At 47.1% G+C, this 21,304-nt stretch carries 21 protein-coding genes; 10 read left to right on the top strand and 11 right to left on the bottom strand.

Annotated features, from left to right (window positions below):
- Positions 1-4 precede the first annotated feature (4 nt).
- The 5 genes from D829_RS0117470 to D829_RS0117450 all read left to right on the top strand — a co-directional run bounded on the left by D829_RS0117470 (position 5) and on the right by D829_RS0117450 (position 5,815).
- Positions 5-847, top strand: coding sequence for a carbohydrate ABC transporter permease (locus D829_RS0117470; protein WP_017690209.1), 843 nt, complete (start codon positions 5-7; stop codon positions 845-847).
- A 56-nt stretch (positions 848-903) separates the two neighbouring features.
- A complete protein-coding gene (locus tag D829_RS0117465) occupies positions 904-2,325 on the top strand; it encodes an arabinan endo-1,5-alpha-L-arabinosidase (protein WP_026081244.1) in 1,422 nt (473 codons plus the stop codon).
- Positions 2,326-3,246: 921 nt separating this feature from the next.
- The gene (locus D829_RS0117460; protein ID WP_017690207.1) at positions 3,247-4,227 is read left to right on the top strand and encodes a family 43 glycosylhydrolase; all 981 of its coding nucleotides are present in this window, start codon (positions 3,247-3,249) and stop codon (positions 4,225-4,227) included.
- Between the two features lie 195 nt (positions 4,228-4,422).
- A complete protein-coding gene (locus D829_RS0117455) occupies positions 4,423-5,268 on the top strand; it encodes an EcsC family protein (RefSeq protein WP_017690206.1) in 846 nt (281 codons plus the stop codon).
- 58 nt (positions 5,269-5,326) lie between these two features.
- The gene (locus D829_RS0117450; protein ID WP_017690205.1) at positions 5,327-5,815 is read left to right on the top strand and encodes a prolyl-tRNA synthetase associated domain-containing protein; all 489 of its coding nucleotides are present in this window, start codon (positions 5,327-5,329) and stop codon (positions 5,813-5,815) included.
- A 423-nt stretch (positions 5,816-6,238) separates the two neighbouring features.
- Here the strand turns inward: D829_RS0117450 and D829_RS0117445 are convergent, their stop codons facing one another.
- Positions 6,239-7,513, bottom strand: a complete 1,275-nt coding sequence (locus D829_RS0117445; protein ID WP_017690204.1) for an MFS transporter — start codon at positions 7,511-7,513, stop codon at positions 6,239-6,241.
- A 210-nt stretch (positions 7,514-7,723) separates the two neighbouring features.
- Between D829_RS0117445 and D829_RS0117440 the strand changes: the two genes are divergently transcribed.
- Positions 7,724-7,936 (top strand): hypothetical protein, encoded by a 213-nt coding sequence (locus D829_RS0117440; RefSeq protein ID WP_017690203.1) that lies wholly within the window; start codon positions 7,724-7,726, stop codon positions 7,934-7,936.
- A 151-nt stretch (positions 7,937-8,087) separates the two neighbouring features.
- On the opposite strand, the gene queF is transcribed toward D829_RS0117440, so the two are convergent.
- From queF to D829_RS0117410, 6 genes are all read right to left on the bottom strand, one after another.
- Positions 8,088-8,579, bottom strand: coding sequence for a preQ(1) synthase (gene queF / locus D829_RS0117435; protein WP_017690202.1), 492 nt, complete (start codon positions 8,577-8,579; stop codon positions 8,088-8,090).
- A 149-nt stretch (positions 8,580-8,728) separates the two neighbouring features.
- Entirely contained in the window at positions 8,729-9,502 is a 774-nt protein-coding gene (queE, locus tag D829_RS0117430; RefSeq protein WP_017690201.1) for a 7-carboxy-7-deazaguanine synthase QueE, read from the bottom strand.
- Positions 9,495-9,986, bottom strand: coding sequence for a 6-carboxytetrahydropterin synthase QueD (gene queD / locus D829_RS0117425; protein ID WP_017690200.1), 492 nt, complete (start codon positions 9,984-9,986; stop codon positions 9,495-9,497). The genes queE and queD overlap by 8 nt, the downstream gene beginning before the upstream one ends.
- A complete protein-coding gene (gene queC, locus D829_RS0117420) occupies positions 9,983-10,663 on the bottom strand; it encodes a 7-cyano-7-deazaguanine synthase QueC (protein WP_026081242.1) in 681 nt (226 codons plus the stop codon). The genes queD and queC overlap by 4 nt, the downstream gene beginning before the upstream one ends.
- Positions 10,664-11,038: 375 nt before the next feature.
- A complete protein-coding gene (locus D829_RS0117415) occupies positions 11,039-11,743 on the bottom strand; it encodes an AIM24 family protein (RefSeq protein WP_017690198.1) in 705 nt (234 codons plus the stop codon).
- An 18-nt stretch (positions 11,744-11,761) separates the two neighbouring features.
- Positions 11,762-12,202, bottom strand: coding sequence for a hypothetical protein (locus tag D829_RS0117410; protein ID WP_017690197.1), 441 nt, complete (start codon positions 12,200-12,202; stop codon positions 11,762-11,764).
- 330 nt (positions 12,203-12,532) lie between these two features.
- On the opposite strand from D829_RS0117410, the gene D829_RS33750 reads away from it, so the two are divergent.
- From D829_RS33750 to D829_RS0117395, 3 genes are all read left to right on the top strand, one after another.
- Positions 12,533-12,700 carry a hypothetical protein gene (locus D829_RS33750; RefSeq protein ID WP_017690196.1) on the top strand — a complete coding sequence of 56 codons (168 nt, stop codon included), beginning with the start codon at positions 12,533-12,535 and terminating at the stop codon, positions 12,698-12,700.
- 207 nt (positions 12,701-12,907) lie between these two features.
- Positions 12,908-13,612, top strand: a complete 705-nt coding sequence (locus tag D829_RS31315) for a hypothetical protein (protein ID WP_017690195.1) — start codon at positions 12,908-12,910, stop codon at positions 13,610-13,612.
- Positions 13,613-13,763: 151 nt separating this feature from the next.
- Entirely contained in the window at positions 13,764-14,735 is a 972-nt protein-coding gene (locus D829_RS0117395) for a WYL domain-containing protein (RefSeq protein ID WP_026081240.1), read from the top strand.
- A 57-nt stretch (positions 14,736-14,792) separates the two neighbouring features.
- On the opposite strand, the gene D829_RS0117390 is transcribed toward D829_RS0117395, so the two are convergent.
- Entirely contained in the window at positions 14,793-15,464 is a 672-nt protein-coding gene (locus D829_RS0117390) for a 3'-5' exonuclease (protein WP_017690193.1), read from the bottom strand.
- A gap of 486 nt (positions 15,465-15,950) precedes the next feature.
- Between D829_RS0117390 and D829_RS0117385 the strand changes: the two genes are divergently transcribed.
- Complete coding sequence (locus D829_RS0117385; RefSeq protein ID WP_017690192.1) at positions 15,951-17,735, top strand: proline--tRNA ligase; 1,785 nt, start codon at positions 15,951-15,953, stop codon at positions 17,733-17,735.
- A 601-nt stretch (positions 17,736-18,336) separates the two neighbouring features.
- On the opposite strand, the gene D829_RS0117380 is transcribed toward D829_RS0117385, so the two are convergent.
- The 3 genes from D829_RS0117380 to D829_RS0117370 form a co-directional block, all read right to left on the bottom strand.
- Positions 18,337-20,136: a 5'-nucleotidase C-terminal domain-containing protein gene (locus D829_RS0117380; protein WP_017690191.1), complete on the bottom strand. Its 1,800-nt coding sequence runs from the start codon at positions 20,134-20,136 to the stop codon at positions 18,337-18,339.
- Between the two features lie 172 nt (positions 20,137-20,308).
- Positions 20,309-20,725, bottom strand: coding sequence for an ImmA/IrrE family metallo-endopeptidase (locus tag D829_RS0117375; RefSeq protein WP_017690190.1), 417 nt, complete (start codon positions 20,723-20,725; stop codon positions 20,309-20,311).
- 42 nt (positions 20,726-20,767) lie between these two features.
- Positions 20,768-21,211: a helix-turn-helix domain-containing protein gene (locus D829_RS0117370; protein WP_026081239.1), complete on the bottom strand. Its 444-nt coding sequence runs from the start codon at positions 21,209-21,211 to the stop codon at positions 20,768-20,770.
- Positions 21,212-21,304: the final 93 nt, after the last annotated feature.

Here is a 21,304-nt window from a genome sequence, read left to right as displayed (position 1 = left end):
GGAGATGTCTTACAGTCAAAAGAGGAAATTAACAAACTCGATCATTTTTATCGTACTCGCGATTGGGGCAATTGCGATGATTGCACCACTGCTCTGGATGTTGTCCACGTCATTGAAGGAGAAGCAGGATGTGTTCGCGCTTCCGCCTGTATGGATACCTGAAGTATTCCAATTTGGAAAGTATAAAGAAATCTGGGAAGCAGGCCCGCTGCTCAGCGGGATCAAAAACAGCCTCATCGTGGCGGTGAGTGTAACGGTGGTGGGTACGTTTACGTCCAGTATCGCTGCATTTGCTTTTGCTAAGTTAAGATTCCCGCACAAAAACAAGCTGTTTCTCGCGTTGCTGGCATCCATGATGATTCCTTATCCGACAGTCATGATCCCGCAATTCATCATGTTTGCGAAGCTGGGCTGGGTGGATACGCTGTTACCACTGATTGTTCCTGGCCTGTTCGGTAACGTAATCATGATCTTCTTCCTGCGTCAATACCTGCTTAGTGTGCCTGATGCAATTATTGAGGCGGCCAAAATCGATGGAAGTTCCTACTTCCGGTTGTACTCCAGTATTACGTTCCCGCTCATCAAACCGGCGATTGCTGCACAGCTGATTCTCTGGTTCATGGGCATCTGGAACGATTATCTGGCACCAATTATCTATCTGAATTCACCGGAGAAGCAGACGTTACAACTCGTTATAGCAAACTTTAATGCCACGTATGCAATTCAAACCGATTACCCGCTTATTATGGCGGCGTCGATTGTAGCTCTGTTACCTGTATTAATCATCTTCCTGATCTTCCAGAAACAGATTATTGAGTCGGTTGCGATTTCGGGAGTGAAGGGATGAACCAGCGGAAGAAATTCCGACGGTGGTCGAATTCAGGAAAAGGAGTGGTTGCTTCCATGTTGTTATTGTTGGTTGTTGGAGCTACAGGTTGTTCCGGAGAAGGAGCAGGAGAAACGGTGTCCCGTCCGGTCTTTCCTGAAGCTCCACAAGCTACTCAGTTGTATGACACTTCCATTTTGGACGATGAATCACGCTGGACGGTGAACAATGCGCATGATCCGGCCATTATCAAAACAGAACAGGGATACTACGTCTATTCCACAGACGTTCGTGTAGCAGGAGAAGCGAAACCCGGCGTCATGGTACGCAAATCGGATGATCTGATCCACTGGACATGGGTAGGTCAAGCTCTGCCGGGTATTCCTCAAGTAGCGCTGGACTGGACAGGCGCGGCCAATCTGTGGGCACCGGATGTGATTCAGGCTGGTGAGACCTATCGGATGTATTATTCGGCTTCTTCTTTTGGCAGTACCCAGTCGGCTATTGGTCTTCAGACATCCTCATCTCCAGAAGGTCCATGGACAGATGAAGGACTCGTAGTGAAAACTTCTGCGAATGAACAGGATAAACTAAATGCGATTGATGCCAATCCCATTGTGGATGCCGAGGGCAATTCGTGGATGGTATATGGTTCATTCTTTGACGGCATCTACATTGCGCCACTTGATCCCGACAACGGGAAATTCAAGGACGAGGGTTATGGTACTCGCATTGCTGCTCGGGATCGTGCAACTGAAGAGGGCGCAGTGGAAGGTCCATACATTGTGTATAACCCGGAGTTCAAAAAGTATTATCTGTTCGTCTCATATGATTCCTTGTTCGAAGATTATAACGTGCGGGTTGCGCGTGCTGATTCAATCACAGGACCGTACACGGACATATACGACAATAACATGCTGGATACGGAGCATCTGCCGCAATATGAGATTGGCACCAAAATTCTCGGCGGTTACCGCTTCACAGAAGGCGAGGGCTGGGTGGCGCCTGGACATAACTCCGTTTTGAAGGACGGAGACGATTATTACATCGTGCATCATGCACGGGGTGAGACGGATAAAAACTGGCCATATCTGCATGTACGCAAAATGTTATGGACCAAGGACGGCTGGCCTGTGGTTTCACCTGAACGGTACGCTGGTGAGACAGCACAGGACATTCCGAAATCCATGATTGCCGGGGAGTGGGAAGGCATGGCGCTTGATCCGTCCGTAGACGGGCAGATTCAAGCCGTGCCTTATACCCTAACAAGCAACGGTAAAATTAAAAGTGAAAAAGGTTCAGGGATCTGGACGTTTGATGACAAACAAACACTGACGTTGAAGTGGAAAGAAAGCCCATGGGGCGGAGCTTCCACGGAAGAGCTGCAACTGCTGCCGTCCTGGGACTGGGAACGAAGCCAACCCGCGCTGGTGGTGACAGGTCTCAATGACCGCGGCATTGCGGTCTGGGGCAAGCAAATCAGCGCAGCGGAGGAGTAAGGGGGCGAGCAGCGAGCGCGGTAAGAGCGGGCTGCTACGCCAAGGTGCACAAGCAGTGAGGGGGAGGAAGGGGCTGCAGGAGCGAGTTTGTCCTCCGATTTCAACCGCCAGGAGCGGTGAAAAAAGAAATCGGAGGACAAGAGAGCACCAAGGCCCTACCACCCTCGAGCGTCCGCTGTGTATGACAAGCTGGCATGTTAAGGTGCGCTAACGCCAAGGTGTTGCAGCTTTTAGACACTCAAGATTCATCTGTGCTGGCCTGTGTCTGAGGCCAATCATGCACTAAATACGGGGAGAGTTGACCGTGCGAAGCGGTCAACCCCATAAGACCGAGCCAACAAAAAGGCTCGTAGTAAGGTTGTAACCCAGCGAGCACGAAAAGAGCGAGCTGCTACGCCAATGGTGCACAAGCAGTGAGGGGGAGGAAGGAGCCGCAGGAGCGAGTTTGGCATCCGATTTCAACCGCCAAGAGCGGTGGGAAGAGAAATCGGAGGACAAGAGAGCACCAAGGCCCTACCGCCCACGAACGTCCGCTGTGCATGACAAAGCTGGCCTATAGCTCTGCGGCCAGCCCAGCATTACATGGGGAGAGTTGACCCTGCGAAGCGGTCGACCCCATAAGATCGAGCCAACAAAAAAGGCTCGAAGTGAGGTTGTAACCCGGCGAGCGCGGTAAGAGCGAGCTACCGCTCCGAGGGTGCACAAGCAGTGAGGGGGAGGAAGGAGCCGCAGGAGCGAGTTTGGCATCCGATTTCAACCGCAGAGAGCGGTAGTAAAAGAAATCGGAGGACAAGAGAGCACCAAGGCCCTGCCACCCCCGAACGTCCGCTGTGCATCACCCCAAAAAGGGTTTTCGCTTTTTCGCAATTGGGTTACATCCCCAACTACGAGCCAAACAACATTTGAAAGGGGAGCATTCCCATGACTGATTCTATTACATTTACTAATCCCATCCTGGAGCAGCGCGCTGATCCATGGGTGTACCGTCATACAGACGGTTACTATTATTTCTCCGCTTCCGTGCCCGCCTTTGACCGGATTGAGATCCGGCGAGCAGAGACGTTGGAAGAGTTAAGAGATGCTGAGCCAGTAACAGCTTGGACCAAGCGTGACACCGGGCCGATGAGTGCCAACATCTGGGCACCGGAGATTCATTTTATCGATGGCAAATGGTACATACACTACGCTGCCGCTCACACCAGTGAGACCAACGAAGGTCTGTTCGATCACCGGATGTATGTTTTGGAGAACGATTCCGCGAATCCACTCGAAGGAGAGTGGGTAGAAAAAGGACAGATACACACACGGTGGGAATCATTTGCGCTGGATGCAACGACCTTTGAACATAAGGGTATTCGCTATCTGGTCTGGGCACAAAAAGATCCCGATATTGTGGGCAACTCCAACCTGTACATTGCCGAAATGGAGAACCCATGGACGCTACGCGGCGAACAGGTTATGATCTCTACGCCAGAGTATGATTGGGAAATCATCGGCTTTAAGGTGAATGAAGGCCCAGCCGTGATGCATCGGAATGGGCGGTTGTTTATCGGCTACTCGGCAAGCGCAACCGATTACAATTATTGTATGGGTCTGCTCACCGCAGATGAGAATGCCAACTTGCTTGATCCGGCCAGCTGGGTGAAATCACCCGAGCCGGTATTCCAGACTTGTGAAGCGAACGGCCAATACGGTCCGGGTCATAACAGTTTTACGGTGTCACCGGATGGCAAGACCGATATTCTGATTTATCATGCGCGTAATTATAAAGACATCGAGGGTGATCCCTTGTATGATCCGAACCGTCACGCTCGAGCTCAAGTGGTTCATTGGCGTGAAGATGGCACACCTGATTTCGGTGTTCCGGCACCGGATGGCAGCGCAGTAGCGGAAGCAAAATAAGAGGTAGTGTAACCTTTCATACGAGAGCCCTTAGTTAGCGAGTGATGCTGATTAAGGGCTCTTCTGCGTGTGAACGATAAGATAGAGCGGTCTGAGTATCGGTGACTTGGATTTAAAACAAAGCAACCACAACGATGATCTCTGCGTATGAGAAAGATACAGATTACGATGCAGAACCTATTAGGAGGATCACAGATGGATTCACGCGAAACATTGGACCAGGAACTTGAACAGATTTTGAAATGGGAAAAACAACAGAAAGACTTGTTTATATGGGATAAAATCGGGCGTTTGCCCTTTGCAATGTTGGATAAAGTGATGCCTAAAGCGCTGAAACAGAAGATCGGAGATTCCCTGAACGACGTGGGTCAGTATGTGCAGAATGGGGGCAAGTTCCTCGTACAGAAGAAAAAAGTAGCCAAGCTGCTGCAAGAGGAAGCCGAGAAGTCCGGTTATTTCATGATGGACCCGACCGATCGTCTGGAGCAGGATGCTGAAACGGAGGGGACAGCGAAGATTCATAGTGTAGAGAATCTGCCACTTCAGGTGCTGGACCAGGTGGCTGATAACATTACCGAGAGTCGAACCAAGTTTGCCGCGGCTCAGGGAGCAGCTACAGGGTTTGGTGGCATTGTAACCATTGCAGCAGATATTCCGATGGTGATGGGGCTTTCCTTGAAGGTACTGCAGGAGATGGCTCTATGTTATGGTTATGATCCAGATGAACCGCTGGAGCGTATCTTCATTGTCAAATGTCTGCAATTCTCTTCCGCTGATATTGTAGGCAAGAAAGCGATCATTGAAGAACTGGCCGCTTATGATGATCCCGACAAGCCGATTGAAGTGGTATCGCAGATGCAGGGGTGGCGGGAAGTGTTTAACTCCTATAGTGAATCTTTTGGCTGGAAGAAGCTGTTCCAACTTGTGCCGATTGCAGGCATGGTGTTTGGTTCGGTGAGCAATAAAAATACAATTCGAGATGTAGCCGAAGCAGGCAAAATGTTGTACAAAAAACGGCTGATCCTTCAGCGTTTGAAGTAATATTACAGAAGAAGTAATATTAGAGAAGAATATTTATATTGAAAGAGTTGAATTTTATATGTTAAACAAACAGAGTTTCTATGATCTTTTGGATCGCAATAATATCGTTTACGAAAGTATTGAACATCCCGCAGTATACACGATGGAGGAAATATTCTCTTATCAGATTCCACATACAGAACGTATCGTTAAAAATCTGTTTCTGCGTGATGACAAGAAGCGCAACTATTATCTGGTGACGATTGCTGGAACGAAGTCAGTTGATTTGAGAAGTTTAAGCGAAAAGATACCTAGCCGCAAACTCAGTTTTGCCAGTGAAAAGGATTTGTTGGAATTCCTCGGACTGGAAAAGGGCCATGTAAATCCAATGGGAGTGTTTAATAACATACAGAAAAACGTGACCGTAGTTTTTGACAAGGATCTAGTCGGTCAGAAAATCGGAATTCATCCCATGGAAAATACGGCGACGGTATTCCTTGAATTTGAAGATGTGAAGGAACTGATTACAGCTCAAGGTAGCAACGTTGTCATGTGTGACGTGGAATAAACGGTTGAAGCTAAATACGAGAAAAACAAATACAAAAAAAAGGGTTCCTGCCAGTCTGTGAATACAGAGTTGGCGGGAACCCTTTTGTTATGGTTCAAACAGTTTATTTAGACTGCAAATGTAGGTGACTAAAGTGAAATCTAACGAACTCAGCAGACGCTATTCGGCGATATTTCACTAATCCCGATTTCTAAAGAATCTCAGACACGTTATCTCTGGATTTCACACGCACATTCCGAGGTTTTCGGCCTTTTTCTCGGGAATAGCGTTGCTCAGATTCTTTAGATTGCGAAACCGGCAGTATTCGTTCGAATAAGTGCTGTCAGGTTCGTTAGCGCAGCATAACGTCTTATAAGGGCGATGCTGCCACGTAAGGATTGGATCTAATATAGAATAAAAAGTGGAAACCTGTTGATGTATTTCTTATTCCTCACTACCATTTTCTTTCGCCCAGATATTGAGTAATTTATCGGATGGAAGCAGGAACGTGAAGATCCCGAGCAGAGGCAGGAAGCTGCACATCTGCATCACGGGTGATACACCGAATACGTCAATCCAGTTCCCTAGCACGAGTGCACCCAGACCCCCCATACCAAATGCCAGACCTGTGATCAGGCCAGAGACGGTTCCGATTTTGCCTGGAATCAGCATTTGGGCGTACACAACCGTAACCGAGAAGCTGGATAACATGATAAATCCAATAATGGTTAGCAGTACACCTGTCCAGAACAGATTCGCATAAGGTAACAACAGAGCAAGTGGAGCAGCTCCGGCCATGGACAGGAAGATCAGATTACGTTTGCCGAATCGATCCGCAAGAGGTCCTCCGAAGAACGTACCAAGTGCCCCGGCAGCCAGAAACAGGAAGATATAGATTTGTGCGTCCTCTGTGGACAATCCAAAGGTATCTTTCAGATTGAACGCATAGAAGCTACCAATGGAAGCGATATACCAGGAACGAACAAAGACAAGCAAGATTAATAGCGTAATGGCGGCAGTAATCTTTTTACGTAAAGCAGGATTGGGTGCACGACGGGCAGCAGCCTGTCTACGCAGATATCCTCCCGATTGCAGCATGCGTCCATACCAACGGGCGATGTAAATCTGAACCGCAATCCCCATGGCAGCAATGCCTGTAAATCCAATGGCACCGAACAGTCCAAACGGGATAAAGATCCAGCGTGTAAGCAATGGGGCAAGGGATTGCCCAGCGTTACCACCAACCTGGAAGATGGACTGTGCCAGTCCACGGCGTTGACCGGCAGCCATGTGCGATACCCGCGAACCTTCCGGATGGAAAGCGGCGGAACCCAGACCGACAAAGATAACGGAGATCAGGACAGCCATATAACTGTCAGCGAAGGCCAGCAGCAACATGCCTGTAAATGTAAAGCCCATGCCAATGGGCAGAATGGATGGCGTCGGTTTTTTATCTGCAAACCAGCCTACGACAGGCTGCATGATCGATGCGGTAAAGTTGATAGCAAATGAGATCCATCCGATCTGAGTATACGTGAGATGCATGGAGTCTTTCAGAATCGGAAAAATGGCGGGAATGACCGACTGAATCGAATCATTGAACAGATGAACCAGACTGATCGCAATGAGTATCCGGTAAACGGTGCTTTGGGCATCCAATCCGGGTGGGGCTTTCGAACGCGCTGTGGCGTCCTTGGTTAATGAGTTTTGTGTAGACATGTACAATTCTCCTTTGGTCGCGGTCACGAGGGATCAGCGCCTGATGTTGTATTCTATGCGTGTAAGCATATTGTTACATAATAGGATAGATTGATTGGACCGACAAGGGGAACAAGAGAAAACGTACATTTACAAAAGAAACGTATTACTTTAGCATCTACTGTAAGAAGACCCATATTTATGTGTAAGAAGGATAGAGGAGGGATGGATATGAAATCCTTATCACCTTATGAATCCGCCAAACGTGAGTTGGTGATGACTATTTTGTATATGGCTGTAATAACGTTTCAGGCTGTCTATGTTGCACCGAAATCTCTATCTGCTGCCATCGTCATATTTATCATTTTTCAATCGATTGGTGTGCTGATGTTGAGACATTACATTAAAAAAGTCAAAGAACTAAAGAAAGATCAATCTACTTGAATGCACTGCGATCCCATTGTATCGAGAGACTCAGGTTCTACGGGTTTAAACTAAACAAAGAAAAAGCCGGAATTCTTCAGGTTTGAAGAGGTCGGCTTTTCTGTGTCCTATAATTTGATTTTATTTATAGCAGAGTTGATTATCCACCAGTTTAACGATTATCAATCGTCTCCGGATACATATCATGATTCATCATGCGATGGTCGGCCATCTGCTCGTACTTCGTTCCCGGCTTACCGTAGTTCGTATATGGATCAATGGAAATGCCACCGCGCGGTGTGAATTTACCCCACACTTCAATGTAGCGGGGGTCCATCAGCTTGATCAGGTCGTTCATGATGATATTCACACAATCTTCGTGGAAATCACCATGGTTGCGGAAGCTGAATAGGTACAGCTTGAGTGATTTACTCTCGACCATTTTGATATCAGGAATGTAGCTGATATAGATCGTCGCAAAGTCCGGTTGACCCGTAATCGGGCACAGGCTGGTGAACTCCGGGCAGTTGAATTTTACAAAATAATCGCGGTACGGATGTTTGTTATCAAAGCTCTCCAGAATGCCCGGGTCATATTCAAACGTATATTTAACGTTCTGGTTGCCCAGCAACGTCACATCTTGCATCTCATCAGGTTGTCTCATCGGTTATTAAACGCTCCTTGTTTCCGTCAAAGCCGAAGCCTCGCGGTATATATGAATAGGCAATTTTTTGCCTGTTGAATTCTCTTATTTTCTAAGGACATTTTGTCCTCATCCTTACATCATGCCGCCCATTCCACCCATACTGCGCATCACACGCCGCGTTTGTTGCCCCATACCAACGTATGAAGCTGTGGAAGCACACGAACATCATTCAGGTCATCGGAGGCACTGACTTGGTCAATCAGCCACTCATAACGAGCAAGCAGCGAGGACGCCAGATCTGGCGTATCGGCGGAAGTCACATCCGGGTTCCCGGTTTGTAAAAATAAATCCGTGCCCGGATACCGTGCATACACACGGCGGGCATAGTCCAGGTCTGTCTCATCGAAGATCACGATCTTCAGACTATGACTTCGTTCTACCGGGCCAGCGGCGAGCCGTCCGATCAGATCATCCAGCACGGCCCAATCGGTGTCCATGCCGGAGCTTGGTGGCTTAGGCGAGACAGTGACTTCGTCAATTTCCGTCAGCCAAGGCTGCCAGCGGGAGCCCTGCGTCTCCACCGCGGTGCGGATGCCGTTCTCCCGCAGCAGGGCAACCAACCCGCCCAGCGAAGCGAGCAGGGCGGGATTACCGCCAGAGATGGTCACATGGGAGAAACGGGTGCCGCCAACGCGGCGCAATTCTTTCCATACATCCTCTGGCGTAATCATTCGAATCTGGTCCTTGCCACTGCCGTCCCAGGTAAAGGCCGAGTCGCACCAGGAGCAGCGATAATCGCAGCCCGCGGTACGCACAAACATCGTTTTTTGCCCGATGACCATGCCTTCGCCTTGAACCGTCGGACCAAAAATCTCCATCACGGGAATACGAGCCTCTTTGCGAGATCCCGTCTCATTCACCTGGTGTGTCACACTACTCATCGATCATCCACTCCCGTCTCGCTTCCGCGTAACTGGTTGGTGTCTCGAAGAGTCGGACAAACTCCGTCCGCCCACCATCGGTCAGCCCGGCATAGGGTTCCGTATTGAGCGCATGTTCCATCTGTTCAAACAGCCAAACGACCATATTTTCAGCCGTTGTATTCATTAAAGGAAGTGTCTCGTTGAGGTACTGATGATCCAGATATCCCTCAATTTGAGTTTTCCATATATCTTTGATATGTCCAAAATCTACCGTCAGCCCGGTTTCACCCGGATAACCGCTGATGCCAAAAATAACTTTATACGTATGACCGTGCAGGTTCTTGCACTTGCCTTCATAACAATGCAGGTGATGTGCTGCGTCAAAGGTGAATTCTTTGCTTACAAGCACACGTTTGCGGTGATAGCGCAGCTGGGTGGGTAGAATATCTTCTCCGATGCGTTGCAGATGCTCTACAATACGGAATGTTCCTGGCTCTCTCATCGTACATCCACTCCCGCCGATTCAGCAGCAGTACATTGCTGTACATAACGATCCAGTCCGGCTTTGCGCAGTTTGCAAGCAGGGCAATCTCCGCATCCATCGCCGATCACGCCGTTATAACAGGTCAGGGTACGCTCGCGGACATAATCAAAGGCACCGAGATCATCGGCCATCTTCCACGTTTGGGCTTTGTCCAGCCACATGAGCGGGGTGTGAATGACAAATGGATAGTCCATCGACAGATTAAGCGTCACATTCATCGACTTCACAAATGAATCCCGGCAATCAGGGTATCCGCTGAAATCCGTCTCGCATACACCTGTAACCAGGTGACGTGCTCCTTTTTGCTTTGCCATAATGGCCGCAAAACTGAGGAACAGCAGATTCCGCCCATCTACAAATGTACTCGGCAGTTCGCCTTCTTCATGCGTAATCTCCACATCCGTGCGAGTGAGGGCATTGGGGGCAAGCTGATTTAACAGGCTCATATCGAGTACCGTTTGCTGTACACCCAGATCACGAGCGATTTCCGCTGCACATTCAATCTCCAGCTTATGGCGCTGTCCGTAATCAAACGTAACAACCTCGACTTCGGCAAACTGTTGTTTGGCCCAGAACAGACACGTGGTACTATCCTGACCTCCGCTGAATACAACGACTGCTTTTTCTTCGTTCAACATAAAAAAACCTCTCTATCTTCTTGAGATCAAACTATGCACATAGGCATAGAGTGTCGGAAGAACAGAGAAGTTCATGAACTGGCATCCATCAAAAAACACACCTTCTCGATAACCGCTTCAAAAAAAAGCAGGAAAGAGTAAGTGTCCTTAGTTTTTTACGTACATGATTGCATAGTGACCGCAACGTGTACGCAAGACTTATACTGACCATCACATGGTCAAGTCTTATAGAGGGAGTTCGCGAACCTCTCCCATGCCACAGGCATGGATTTTCTTCTTCAATTGTCTGAACCATTATAACATGAAACCGCGTGGTGACCACCCCACTGGAGCATAGTGGCAGCTAATCGGTCGGCTCCATCAACTAACAGCTTATTTGATCAGTACATTGCCAAAGGGGATAACTTCTTTCAAAATCCGTTTGAATAGTCCCTCATCGTTAAGATCCTGTTCCAAGCGGTGATTCTCACGCCCTGCCTGAAAGAGTACAGATCCATGTCCTGTCATCTTCCAATGATAATTCATATGCTGACTGGCAAGGTTGTTACCATATACGGTGAGTTCCAGATGTGCATTTTCGGGATAGGCAATAATGCTACCGGCATCCACATAGAGCGGCGCTGTTGGGTGAAGTTCCTGTTGGCAGACCTGGCCTTGAGTGAGCAATCCGATTTTGCCTTTGCCGGAAAATTTCATTTTTACTGCATCACGGGTAATCAGCATGTTTTTGATTTTCTGAATTTTAGTATGCATGGTTACACCATCAGAGTAGAAGAACAGGTGGCGAAAGTCATAGAGCAGATCACTGTCCTCCGTGAGCTCCACTTCCTTCATCGTGAATCCGGGAGGCAGGGCAGCCACAAATTGGCAAGGTCCGGTAATTTCGGATTTAATCAGCTTTTTTTTGCGATATATGCCCGTGATATTCATGAATTTATCATTGCGACTCCCACTTGGACCGCGGAAGGCCACAATTTGCTGCGGATGCAAAATATGAAGGCAGTCATCTTTAATCAGTGAAAATGTGACGACTTGTCCAGCTCCGCCTGCTTCAGCATTGTTCAAGTGTATGTTCATGCAGTTGCTCCTGTTCTTTTATACTCGGCCCGAACGACGACGCATTCCCCAGCGCATCACACGAATCAGAACAAAGTAACCCAATATGAGAGAAACGACAGTGATAATCATCGTCTGAATTCGTTTGGTGGTAGCTGCTTTGGCATTCTGGTCGTCTTGTAATTTACTTACCATTTCAGTGAGTTTCTGGTTCTGAGCCAGCAGTTGTTCATTCTGGGTCTTAAATGCTTCGACATTGGCCTGGGCTTGTCCCAACTGAGCAGACGTTTGATTTAATTGCTCCATCGTTTGCTTATAACTTTCCTGCAGAGCGTTCACTTCTCCGGGCAGTTCGGAGACTCGCTCCCATCCGCTGTATATATCCGTAAAAATATTGGCACTGGCCGCACTTACTGTCGAAGCGATCGATACGGTAAATAGAATGCATGTGGTGAATAACACCCGAATGGATTTTGGCATCGTTAACACCTCTTTTTTCGGTTAGATAGATCAATCGCCGAATTCGTCGTCTATTGTTGAAATACGGCTCTTACATTATACGTCAAAACCGGGACGATGGGTTCAAGATGATATCGTTTTATTACCCGAAATATTTAAAATTATTTAGGAACAGGGCTGTTTAACTTACAAATCTGCGGGGTAATAGAACGATAGGCAAGCACACCGGACCGTTTTACAGATCTTTTACTTCAGTTCCGGGTGCATGCTATTCACAAATACGCAATTTAATGTACGATACCAATATATCCGATTGAATATAAGATCGTGAACATGAAGGAGTAGAAACATATGTACACAACAGATCAGAACACATCAACCAAAACAATCATGATCACTGTTAATGGAGAGCCAGTAGGGCGTAAGCTGGTCATTGACAGTGTCACCTATGCACCGGTAAACGAAGCAGATGGAGTACAATATTTACACAAAATGGGAATCGATCATCCTACTGTTTAATTTAGGACTTGTCATAGATAAGTGATTGATAAGCTTGGCATAGCGCCAGGCTTTTTCGTCGTTTATTGTCGTATTGAGACGGATTTAGGGATATAAAACTAATATATTGGAAAAATTTAATGAGAACATGTGTTCCGTGACAATATAGTGTCCATTCACCCTGATAACTTAGAAGATAATACACATAAATCGGGGGAGAGACTACCAGTGAACTCAGTCTTTGAAGTATCTTATTCGTGGAATAAAGAGGCCATACCGACAGGGGGAGCCGACCCCGTATATATGATGGTAGAGTGGCGTAACGGTGCCCCTGCCAAAAGACTTAGGAAAATAGCACCCAAAATTGTATCAAGAGATTTGGAACTTTTGCTCAAACCGGAATATGGAGTACAGCTAAAAGGCATCTATGGATGTCGTTCCAAAGAAACGGATATTGGCTGGTTATTGAGGCTTGGGGATATGTACAAGGGAGAAAGTAAACAAATTTTGCTTGAATTCGTCATGGGACCCCGTGTATCAGGAAAAGCTGCCGTATGTTCAGCCTACTGGAGCACAAGGAAGTTGAAGCAAAGTCAACGTGTATTGTTACGAAGAGAACAGTTGTATATTCAGTACACCAGTCATCTGGGCATGCTGCGACAGCCGGAAGATCCCAAGGTGGAGAAGACGATCAAATTAAGTGAAACCGTGCCCCTGATCAAACAAGCCCTGCGCGCCTACGAAAGAGGCCGGGTTCAAGAGGGAAGTAATATGTTGCGCCGTCATGCTGATGCATTGTTAATTGAAGCTGCTCGGAAGCAAGATCTGGACTATTACGCGGAAGCCGAGATCGTTGAAAAGTTGCGTTATCACTATGAGATCACGTTTACAACCGGATATCATGATCGTGAAAAAAAGATATTAGGCGAATAGGGATGATTTCAGATGGTAACGGTATAGAGAGAGCCTACATATTTGAAGGTGAAGTTTAGGAGAAGGTCGAATGTATGTATCAATATCATATTAAACTATGGATGGAGTTGTATCAGATTTATTGAAACAACATCGTGGAGGGTCCGGCAAAATGACTGACCGACTAATCCGATTAATGCGCATTATAACGCTGGTGCAAGCCAAGCCGGGCATTCTGGCACGTGAGCTTGCCCAGCGATGCGAGACGACGGAAAGGACGATATACCGCGACATGGAGGCCCTCAGTGCAATGCATATCCCGATCGCCAATATGGGACACGGACAAGGGTACATGTTTATCAGCCATTTTGCCATGTATCCGCTAAATTGGTCTGATGAAGAAACCCAAGCTTTCATGCATCTTGCTGAAGTTATGGAGAATATTCGTCCTTTGCTGAAACCTGCTTTTGAGAGCGCTTATGAGAAAGTGGTTGCTGCGAGTCAGAAAAACAAAACAGAACGAGTGGAATGGTCGGAGCAAATTAGTGGATTGTTCAAAGCGGGATTGCCCGCATGGCAAAATGAAAACAACGATTCGCAGAATCAATCCCTGATTACCCTGCTTCAGGCTGGCATTTCACAGAACACCATTGAAGGGGAGTATCTGTCTCAAGGTAAAAAAGGGATCGTACGCCTAGATCCTTACTGTCTTATCCCTCGTGAATACAGATTTGAGCTGTTAGGGTATTGTCACCTGTCGGAGAAGCTTCGAATATTTCAGGTGAGCCGGCTGCAAAAGATACGGATATTGCCACGCACGTTTCGTAAAGAGGATTATCTGATACAATCGCACTTCCGCATTCCTTGGGCATACGAGGGAAGTACGGAGTGGACTGCTTTCAAAATTCGATTTGCACCCCATGCTGTAGAGCGTGTGATGCAGGAGCAATTTTTTATACGCCCCATCTTAACCATTGAACCGGAAGGTAGCCTGTTATTTGAAGCCATATTAAGTGATGTTGAGGAATTTCTTGTATGGATATCTAAATATGGACCTGATGCGGAAATTCTCGAACCTGAGATCTGCCGCATCAAGATGAAAGAACGCCTAAACTATTGGCAACAAATGTACAATAAAAGTTGAGATTAGAATGCCACCTATCCTAAGGAAAAACACGATTAAGTACTATGCTGTGGACGGTTACTCTTTGGTTTTGAAAAGGCTTGCCAGATTGCCAAAAGGTGATTCTTTCTCTTCATCTTCTGTGGAGCTGGAATAGACAACCTTGGATGTAATGCCCTCATCATCCGCTGCACAGTTGTTTTCCAGGGTGAATCGGTCAAATTGATGCATGAATACCTTGGCTGTATTGATGGCATCATCCAAGGCACGGTGCTGGGTACCATCGAATTCGATGCCACAGATTTCAAGAGCCTGCGCGAGACCAAGTTGACGGAACTTGCCTTCTTTACGAACGGTGCGGGACCACTGTTGCTGGAGATCGTTATGATTAGTGATCCAGGCCACATCAAGTTGATGGGTACGACAATGAGAGATCAGTTTGCTGCGGTCATCGGGTCCCCAGGAACACATGTAATAGGGGTCACTTCCCATCCAGGCGATGAATTGATTCAGTGCTGCCGGAAAAAGGGGGGCTGCATCAATATCTTTCTGCGTGATACCTGTAAACTGAATCGTGTCAGTGGACAGAACAGACTTATTGGAAGGACGAACATACGTATGGAACGTATCCGTTACGACCAATCCATCCGCACTTTCCGTAACTTTAACGGCACCGATATCAATAATTTCAGAAGAATAGCGAGTATTGCGGCTTACCGTGAATTCAAGATCATATATGATATATGGCATAGGACAAGCTCCTTTATCGATTAATACCTGTGATAGATTTCTATTTCTCTATATTACAGGGAACGTGCTGCCATGTCAGCCATCGCCAGAGAATTCATTGTAGTATATGTTAACACGGTATGTTGACAATTACTTGTAAATGAACTAATGTGGTCAAAAATGATAACAGCGTTATAACGAGGACATGATTGTGCAAGCCAGCTTCAACAGAGAGGGAACAGTGTGGTGCAAGGTTCCTGTAGCTGCTTCATAAATTCCTACCTCGCGAGCTGCGGAAGAGAATGCCCATACAGGGTTGCAACCTCCGCCGGCAGGGCCCGTTATGCCCCGTAGGACTGCATGCTACAGATCGCATAGGTTGCGAACTGATTAATTTGCAGTTAAATAAGGGTGGTACCACGACACATTCGTCCCTTGACGGATGTGTCTTTTTGCTGTTTATGCGCCGTATTTAATAACAAAAAGGAAGATTAGGAGTGTGTTCAGATGCGTCAAAGTGAAATGCTTGTTCCAACATTACGTGAAGCGCCAGCGGAGGCAGATGCAGCGGGACATCGCTGGTTACTGCGTTCCGGCATGATTCGCCAACTGGCAGCAGGGATATACAGTTACCTGCCCCTTGGACGGCGTATATTGTTAAATGTTGAACGGATCGTTCGTGAAGAGATGGATCGTGCCGGATGTCAGGAAGTGTTGCTGCCGATTATGCAGCCTGCGGAGTTGTGGGAAGAATCCGGAAGATACACACAGTATGGTCCTGAATTGATGCGCCTGAAGGATCGTCATGCACGGGAATTTGCTCTTGGACCAACACATGAGGAAGTCGTAACCGCTTTAGCGCGGGACGAGGTGAGTTCGTATCGTAAGCTGCCATTCACCCTGTACCAGATCGGAACCAAGTTCCGGGATGAACGCCGTCCTCGATTTGGATTGCTGCGTGGTCGTGAGTTTATTATGAAAGATGCGTACTCTTTTGCTTCGGATTGGGAAGAACTTGATCGTACCTATCAGGCGATGAACACAGCTTATAGTCGCATTTTGGAGCGTTGTGGTCTGGACTATATCCGTGTTGAGGCGGACGCAGGAACGATTGGCGGTCAAGGGGAAACACATGAGTTCATGGCTCTTGCTGATGTGGGTGAGGACACGATTGTAACCTGCAAACATTGCGGATATGCTGCAAATCTGGAGAAAGCGGATTATCAGACTTCAGGAGATATTGAGAAAAAAGAAGGAAGCTTGGAAGTTCCAGCCGACTCTGCGAGTGCAGACTCCGCGCTTCAAACGGATGAGCATCTAGGAGCGGAAAACGTAGTACGCATCTCGACACCTGGCGTTCGTACGATCGCAGAGTTAACCAATTTTGTGGGCAAAGGTGCTGAACATATGATCAAAACGCTGCTTTATGTGGCGGATGGTCAGCTCGTCGCTGCGCTTGTGCGTGGAGATCATGAATTGAATGACATCGCATTGAAGCAGATGTTGGGGGCAGAGGAACTGATCCTTGCAGACGATGCAGCCATTGCGGCACATCCAAATCTGAAGGTAGGATTCCTGGGTCCGATTGGACTAAATCTGCCGATGGTGGTGGACGCTGACGTGGCAGTGATGAAGAGTGCAATTACAGGAGCCAATGAAGTGGATGTGCATGTTTCCGGCGTACGCCCAGGGATTGATTTTGCATTGGAGCGAGTAGAACGAATCCGCTTTGCTGCGGAAGGGGATGCTTGTCCAACATGTGGATCACCACTTGTGTTTACCAAAGGCATTGAGGTTGGACACATTTTCAAATTGGGAACGAAATATAGTGATGCCATGGGCGCTTCATTCCTGGATCGTAATGGTCGCCAGTGTGCGCCAGTCATGGGGTGTTACGGCATTGGCGTATCCCGCCTGATGGCCGCTATAGCTGAGCAGTATGCAGGAGATGAAGGAATAAGATGGCCTGCCGCTGTTGCGCCTTATGATGTGCATCTGATTACAGTAAGTTGGAAGGATGAGCAGCAGCGTCAGCTCACCCTCGAACTGGAACAACAATTGATCGATGGCGGTTTCACCGTATTGGTTGATGACCGGGATGAACGCCCGGGTGTGAAATTCAAGGATGCGGAGCTGATCGGATTGCCTGTGCAGATCGTTATTGGCCGAGGAGCTGCAGAAGGGCAGGTCGAACTGGGATCACACGCACTTGCAGCATCAGGTGAATCGAAACGAATCGGGTTGACGGCACAGGAAGCTGTGCTTTATGTGAAGGAACAGCTCACTTCCTAAATTCAGGGATTTTCTAATTATATGAGTTCATATAATAGTACCGAATATGATGCGGTAGATGATTTTGATTGCTGAAGTTCCAATGTGAGCATGAAAAAGAGGGCTAAAGGCGTGCAATTTGGTAGGATTTTATGAGTGATATCATACGAAATAACTATATTTGGATAGTTGTATTTAGTATACAAATGATTTTATGATTAAGGATTTGAAGATGATCATGCTCAGGCAGATTTATGTGCAAGTATGCAATGTTGAGAAGACAGAGATGTCGAAATTAAATGTACAATAAGCCCATGAATACGGTAATTTCCGAGAGTTTTTATATAGTTCGGTGTCGAAGGCACATGATAAAGTTGGCCCGTAAAGGCCTGGCTGGGGTTTATTTTTGCCTCAGAGGAGAATGTCCGGATCAGCAGGATATGTCCACAGGAAATGTTCAAGTATCTGATGTGGATTGATTTAAGAACTGAGATACAAAAGGGTGTCCCCCTTAACCAGTAATCTGGCTTGGGGGACACCCTTTTGGTTATGACAAGATAGATTCGTTATGTTGTTGCGCCTTATAAGCGATCATGCCTATATGCACTTTGCTTTGCTGAGCTTAAGAAGCTGCAGGCAATTTCAATTGTTGACCTGGATAAATCCAGTGTGGATTTTTGATATTGTTCAGCTTTTGCAATGCCTGCCAAGTTGTGCCGTATTGTTTGGAGATAGAGTACAGGGAGTCTCCGGATTTCACAACATGCAGTTTGGCTGGAGCTGGTTTACTTGGTGTTGGTTTAGACGGTTTTTCTGGTTTTGGTGTTTCTGGTTTTGGCTTGGTTGGAGCTGGTGTTTCGGTTGCCGGAGTTTCCGGCTCTACTGCAGGTTTTACCGCTTCACTGATCCGACCATCTGTTTTGATGTCTACAGCGCCAAGCTTTTGCATGTAGTTGATCAACGCTTCATCCAACGCGCCGTACATACCTGTTGTAGCATATTTGGTGAACATGGTGTATTCGTCACCGCCAACAGCAGTGAAATCATTGGTCGCCAGCGTGTATGTTGCTTCCGGATCAAGGGCTTTATCGCCAACGGTTACGGAATGTACACGGCTACCTTCTGCAGCGGAAGTGTCGATTTTGAACTTGATACCAGATACTTGCGGGAATCCACCGCTTGGTTCCGGGTAGGAAGCTACACCGACTTCAAGTGCTGCCAGAATATCGGACCCTTTCACTTCAAGGGTTACTACTTGGTTACCAAAAGGAAGCACTGTGATGATATCACCTTTGGTTACGATCCCTTTTTCGATGGAAGCACGGATACCACCACCGTTAGTCAGTGCAATATCGGCTTTGCTGACATCACGAATGGCATCTGCAAGCAGGTCACCCAGGTTGGTTTCTCCTGCACGTACCTGTTCACGTTTACCATCCAGCAGAATAGCTGTATTGGCTACTTCTTCTCTCAAGATAGGTTCTTGTTCTTTTTGAATGGAGTTCACGAGAGTCGCGACTTTCTCATTTGGTTTGATGTCTTTTGCTTCCGTTTCATCAATTAATGTTGCTTGTTTCTTTGTTACTTTACCACCGTCTACCCACAGATCGATGACACCGACGTAGTTGGTGTATTCTCCTGCGCTTGCAATCAATGTTCCGTTATCGGATACAAGGCCATCTTGCAGTACAGTGTGACTGTGACCATCGATGAATACGTCGATGCCAGGAACTTCTTTAACAACTTTAAAGCTAGTATCCGTGCTGGATGCATCTTGTCCAAGGTGTCCCAATACAACAACAACATCTACTTTGCTGCGGATTTCGTTTACCAGAACTTTGGCTTCCGCAGATGGATCTGTAATATCAAGACCTTCTACGTTTTTTGGATTCGTTTTGTACAACGTTTCTGGTGTAGTCAAAGCGATGATACCGATTTTCACGCCATCCAACTCTTTAATGAGGTAAGGATCGAAGAGACGTGTTCCGTCTTTTTTCTTCACGTTGGCACTCAGCATGGGGAAGTTCATCATGTCTGCCAGTTCGATCAGGCGATCCGAACCATAGTTGAATTCGTGGTTACCCGGTACGATGGCTTGGTATCCCATTTCATTCATGACTTTCACGATGCTCTCACCATTCACAAGAGTGGCAAATGTTGTACCATGCACAGCATCTCCAGCATCGAGCAAGAGTGTGTTCGGGTTTTCGCTACGATATTTGTCAGCGATTCCAGCTACTTTGGCAAAACCCATAGCAGGTGAAGATTCAACTGCACGGGCATGCGTATCATTCGTATGTAGAATGGTAATGTGTTTGCCTGTGCCCGGAGTGGTATCCGTTGCAGCCGCGGCAATACCTACACTGCCAAACAGCAAACAGACCGTTAGCAGAAGTGAAACGTAATTCTTCCAGATTTTCATATGAATCCGAAACCTCCCATAATAATAATCTACTTGAGCGCTTACACAGCTCAAATAGTATTTTAACAGACTATTATGTGGAAATCTCGCGAATTACGTAAAAATAAGTAACCTGAAAGTGACATGTAAATCTGCTGTTGGAAAATATAAGCTTTGAAAAGAACGTATGTTCTTAAAGAGTGTAAAAAAAATGCTGCGCTTCACGCGGCAGTCCGGTACGTAAACAAAATTTCTCCAAAGATTCATCCGGTTCAGGCATCACTCCGGAGGTTAGCAATTGAATGGCAAAACGATTGGCCTGTCTTTCCAGTTTACCTGGTGCAAAATAGGAATGCTCCTCCAGAAAGAAACGATTAATCCCTTTATGAAGCCGATCGTGACCAAGCTCATGGGCGCACACGAACCTTTGCCATTCCGGCGGCAAATCATTGTGTATGACGATAAACCTGCGCCGGAGCTTACGAAAGTACAGTCCCTTGGTGGACTTCCCTAAATTGGTGAAACGAATCTGTATTCCAACCGCGCGGGCAATGCTGAACGGGCAGTTGGTCCGGTGTTTTCGAATCAGCTTTGTTACGATGTCATCCATATGATCTCACCTGCTGCCTCATTAAATTCAGTGGGTCATGCCTCATGGGCGATTGTCCGATTCGTCTGTCTTTTTGCGTTTGTTCATCTGTTTGGCTTCCCAGAACAGACCTGTCAGCACATCCTTGATTCGTTTCTTGTCTTCTTCATCGAGTGGAATGCCGTCAAACATCAGATCATCATCGTCCTCCAACATCTTTTTGAAATCACGACGGTCTTTGTATGTAGCCCATTCCGGTACGTCCTGAAGTTCAGTGGCACTCCCTGGTTCAATATAACCAGCCTGCTTCATCATCTCTGTATAGGGCACCGAGAGTGCATCTGAAATCTTGCGGATGGTCGCTGGTTTTGGCACACCCCGGACCCCATTTTCAATACGTGAAATCTGTGAGTTGCTTATTCCGGCTGCTTCGGCGAGTTGATTGATGCTGTATCCCTGTTGCTCGCGCAGTTGTTTCATATAAGGACCAAAAGCGTGCTCCACAATTATGCCAACTCCTTCGATTCGTACAAGTGTTTGAATTATAAATTAAGAGAGCTTGTGCTGCACAGATCACTCCGATGACAGAACAACCTTCCG

The sequence above is a fragment of the Paenibacillus sp. PAMC 26794 genome, assembly GCF_000316035.1.
Classification (GTDB): domain Bacteria; phylum Bacillota; class Bacilli; order Paenibacillales; family Paenibacillaceae; genus Paenibacillus.
Note: the sequence above shows the minus strand (reverse complement) of the source record. Positions and strands in the feature narration are given on the sequence as shown.

Coding starts and splice junctions, on each gene's coding strand:
- D829_RS0117450 (WP_017690205.1), top strand. CDS start 5,327: ATGTTAAACAAACAGAGTTTCTATGATCTTTTGGATCGCAATAATATC.
- D829_RS0117380 (WP_017690191.1), bottom strand. CDS start 20,136: ATGAAAATCTGGAAGAATTACGTTTCACTTCTGCTAACGGTCTGTTTG.
- D829_RS0117385 (WP_017690192.1), top strand. CDS start 15,951: ATGCGTCAAAGTGAAATGCTTGTTCCAACATTACGTGAAGCGCCAGCG.
- D829_RS0117465 (WP_026081244.1), top strand. CDS start 904: ATGTTGTTATTGTTGGTTGTTGGAGCTACAGGTTGTTCCGGAGAAGGA.
- queD (WP_017690200.1), bottom strand. CDS start 9,986: ATGAGAGAGCCAGGAACATTCCGTATTGTAGAGCATCTGCAACGCATC.
- queE (WP_017690201.1), bottom strand. CDS start 9,502: ATGAGTAGTGTGACACACCAGGTGAATGAGACGGGATCTCGCAAAGAG.
- D829_RS0117460 (WP_017690207.1), top strand. CDS start 3,247: ATGACTGATTCTATTACATTTACTAATCCCATCCTGGAGCAGCGCGCT.
- D829_RS0117390 (WP_017690193.1), bottom strand. CDS start 15,464: ATGCCATATATCATATATGATCTTGAATTCACGGTAAGCCGCAATACT.
- D829_RS0117375 (WP_017690190.1), bottom strand. CDS start 20,725: ATGGATGACATCGTAACAAAGCTGATTCGAAAACACCGGACCAACTGC.
- D829_RS33750 (WP_017690196.1), top strand. CDS start 12,533: ATGTACACAACAGATCAGAACACATCAACCAAAACAATCATGATCACT.
- D829_RS0117455 (WP_017690206.1), top strand. CDS start 4,423: ATGGATTCACGCGAAACATTGGACCAGGAACTTGAACAGATTTTGAAA.
- D829_RS0117410 (WP_017690197.1), bottom strand. CDS start 12,202: ATGCCAAAATCCATTCGGGTGTTATTCACCACATGCATTCTATTTACC.
- D829_RS0117440 (WP_017690203.1), top strand. CDS start 7,724: ATGAAATCCTTATCACCTTATGAATCCGCCAAACGTGAGTTGGTGATG.
- D829_RS0117395 (WP_026081240.1), top strand. CDS start 13,764: ATGACTGACCGACTAATCCGATTAATGCGCATTATAACGCTGGTGCAA.
- D829_RS0117470 (WP_017690209.1), top strand. CDS start 5: ATGTCTTACAGTCAAAAGAGGAAATTAACAAACTCGATCATTTTTATC.
- D829_RS0117415 (WP_017690198.1), bottom strand. CDS start 11,743: ATGAACATACACTTGAACAATGCTGAAGCAGGCGGAGCTGGACAAGTC.
- D829_RS0117445 (WP_017690204.1), bottom strand. CDS start 7,513: ATGTCTACACAAAACTCATTAACCAAGGACGCCACAGCGCGTTCGAAA.
- queF (WP_017690202.1), bottom strand. CDS start 8,579: ATGAGACAACCTGATGAGATGCAAGATGTGACGTTGCTGGGCAACCAG.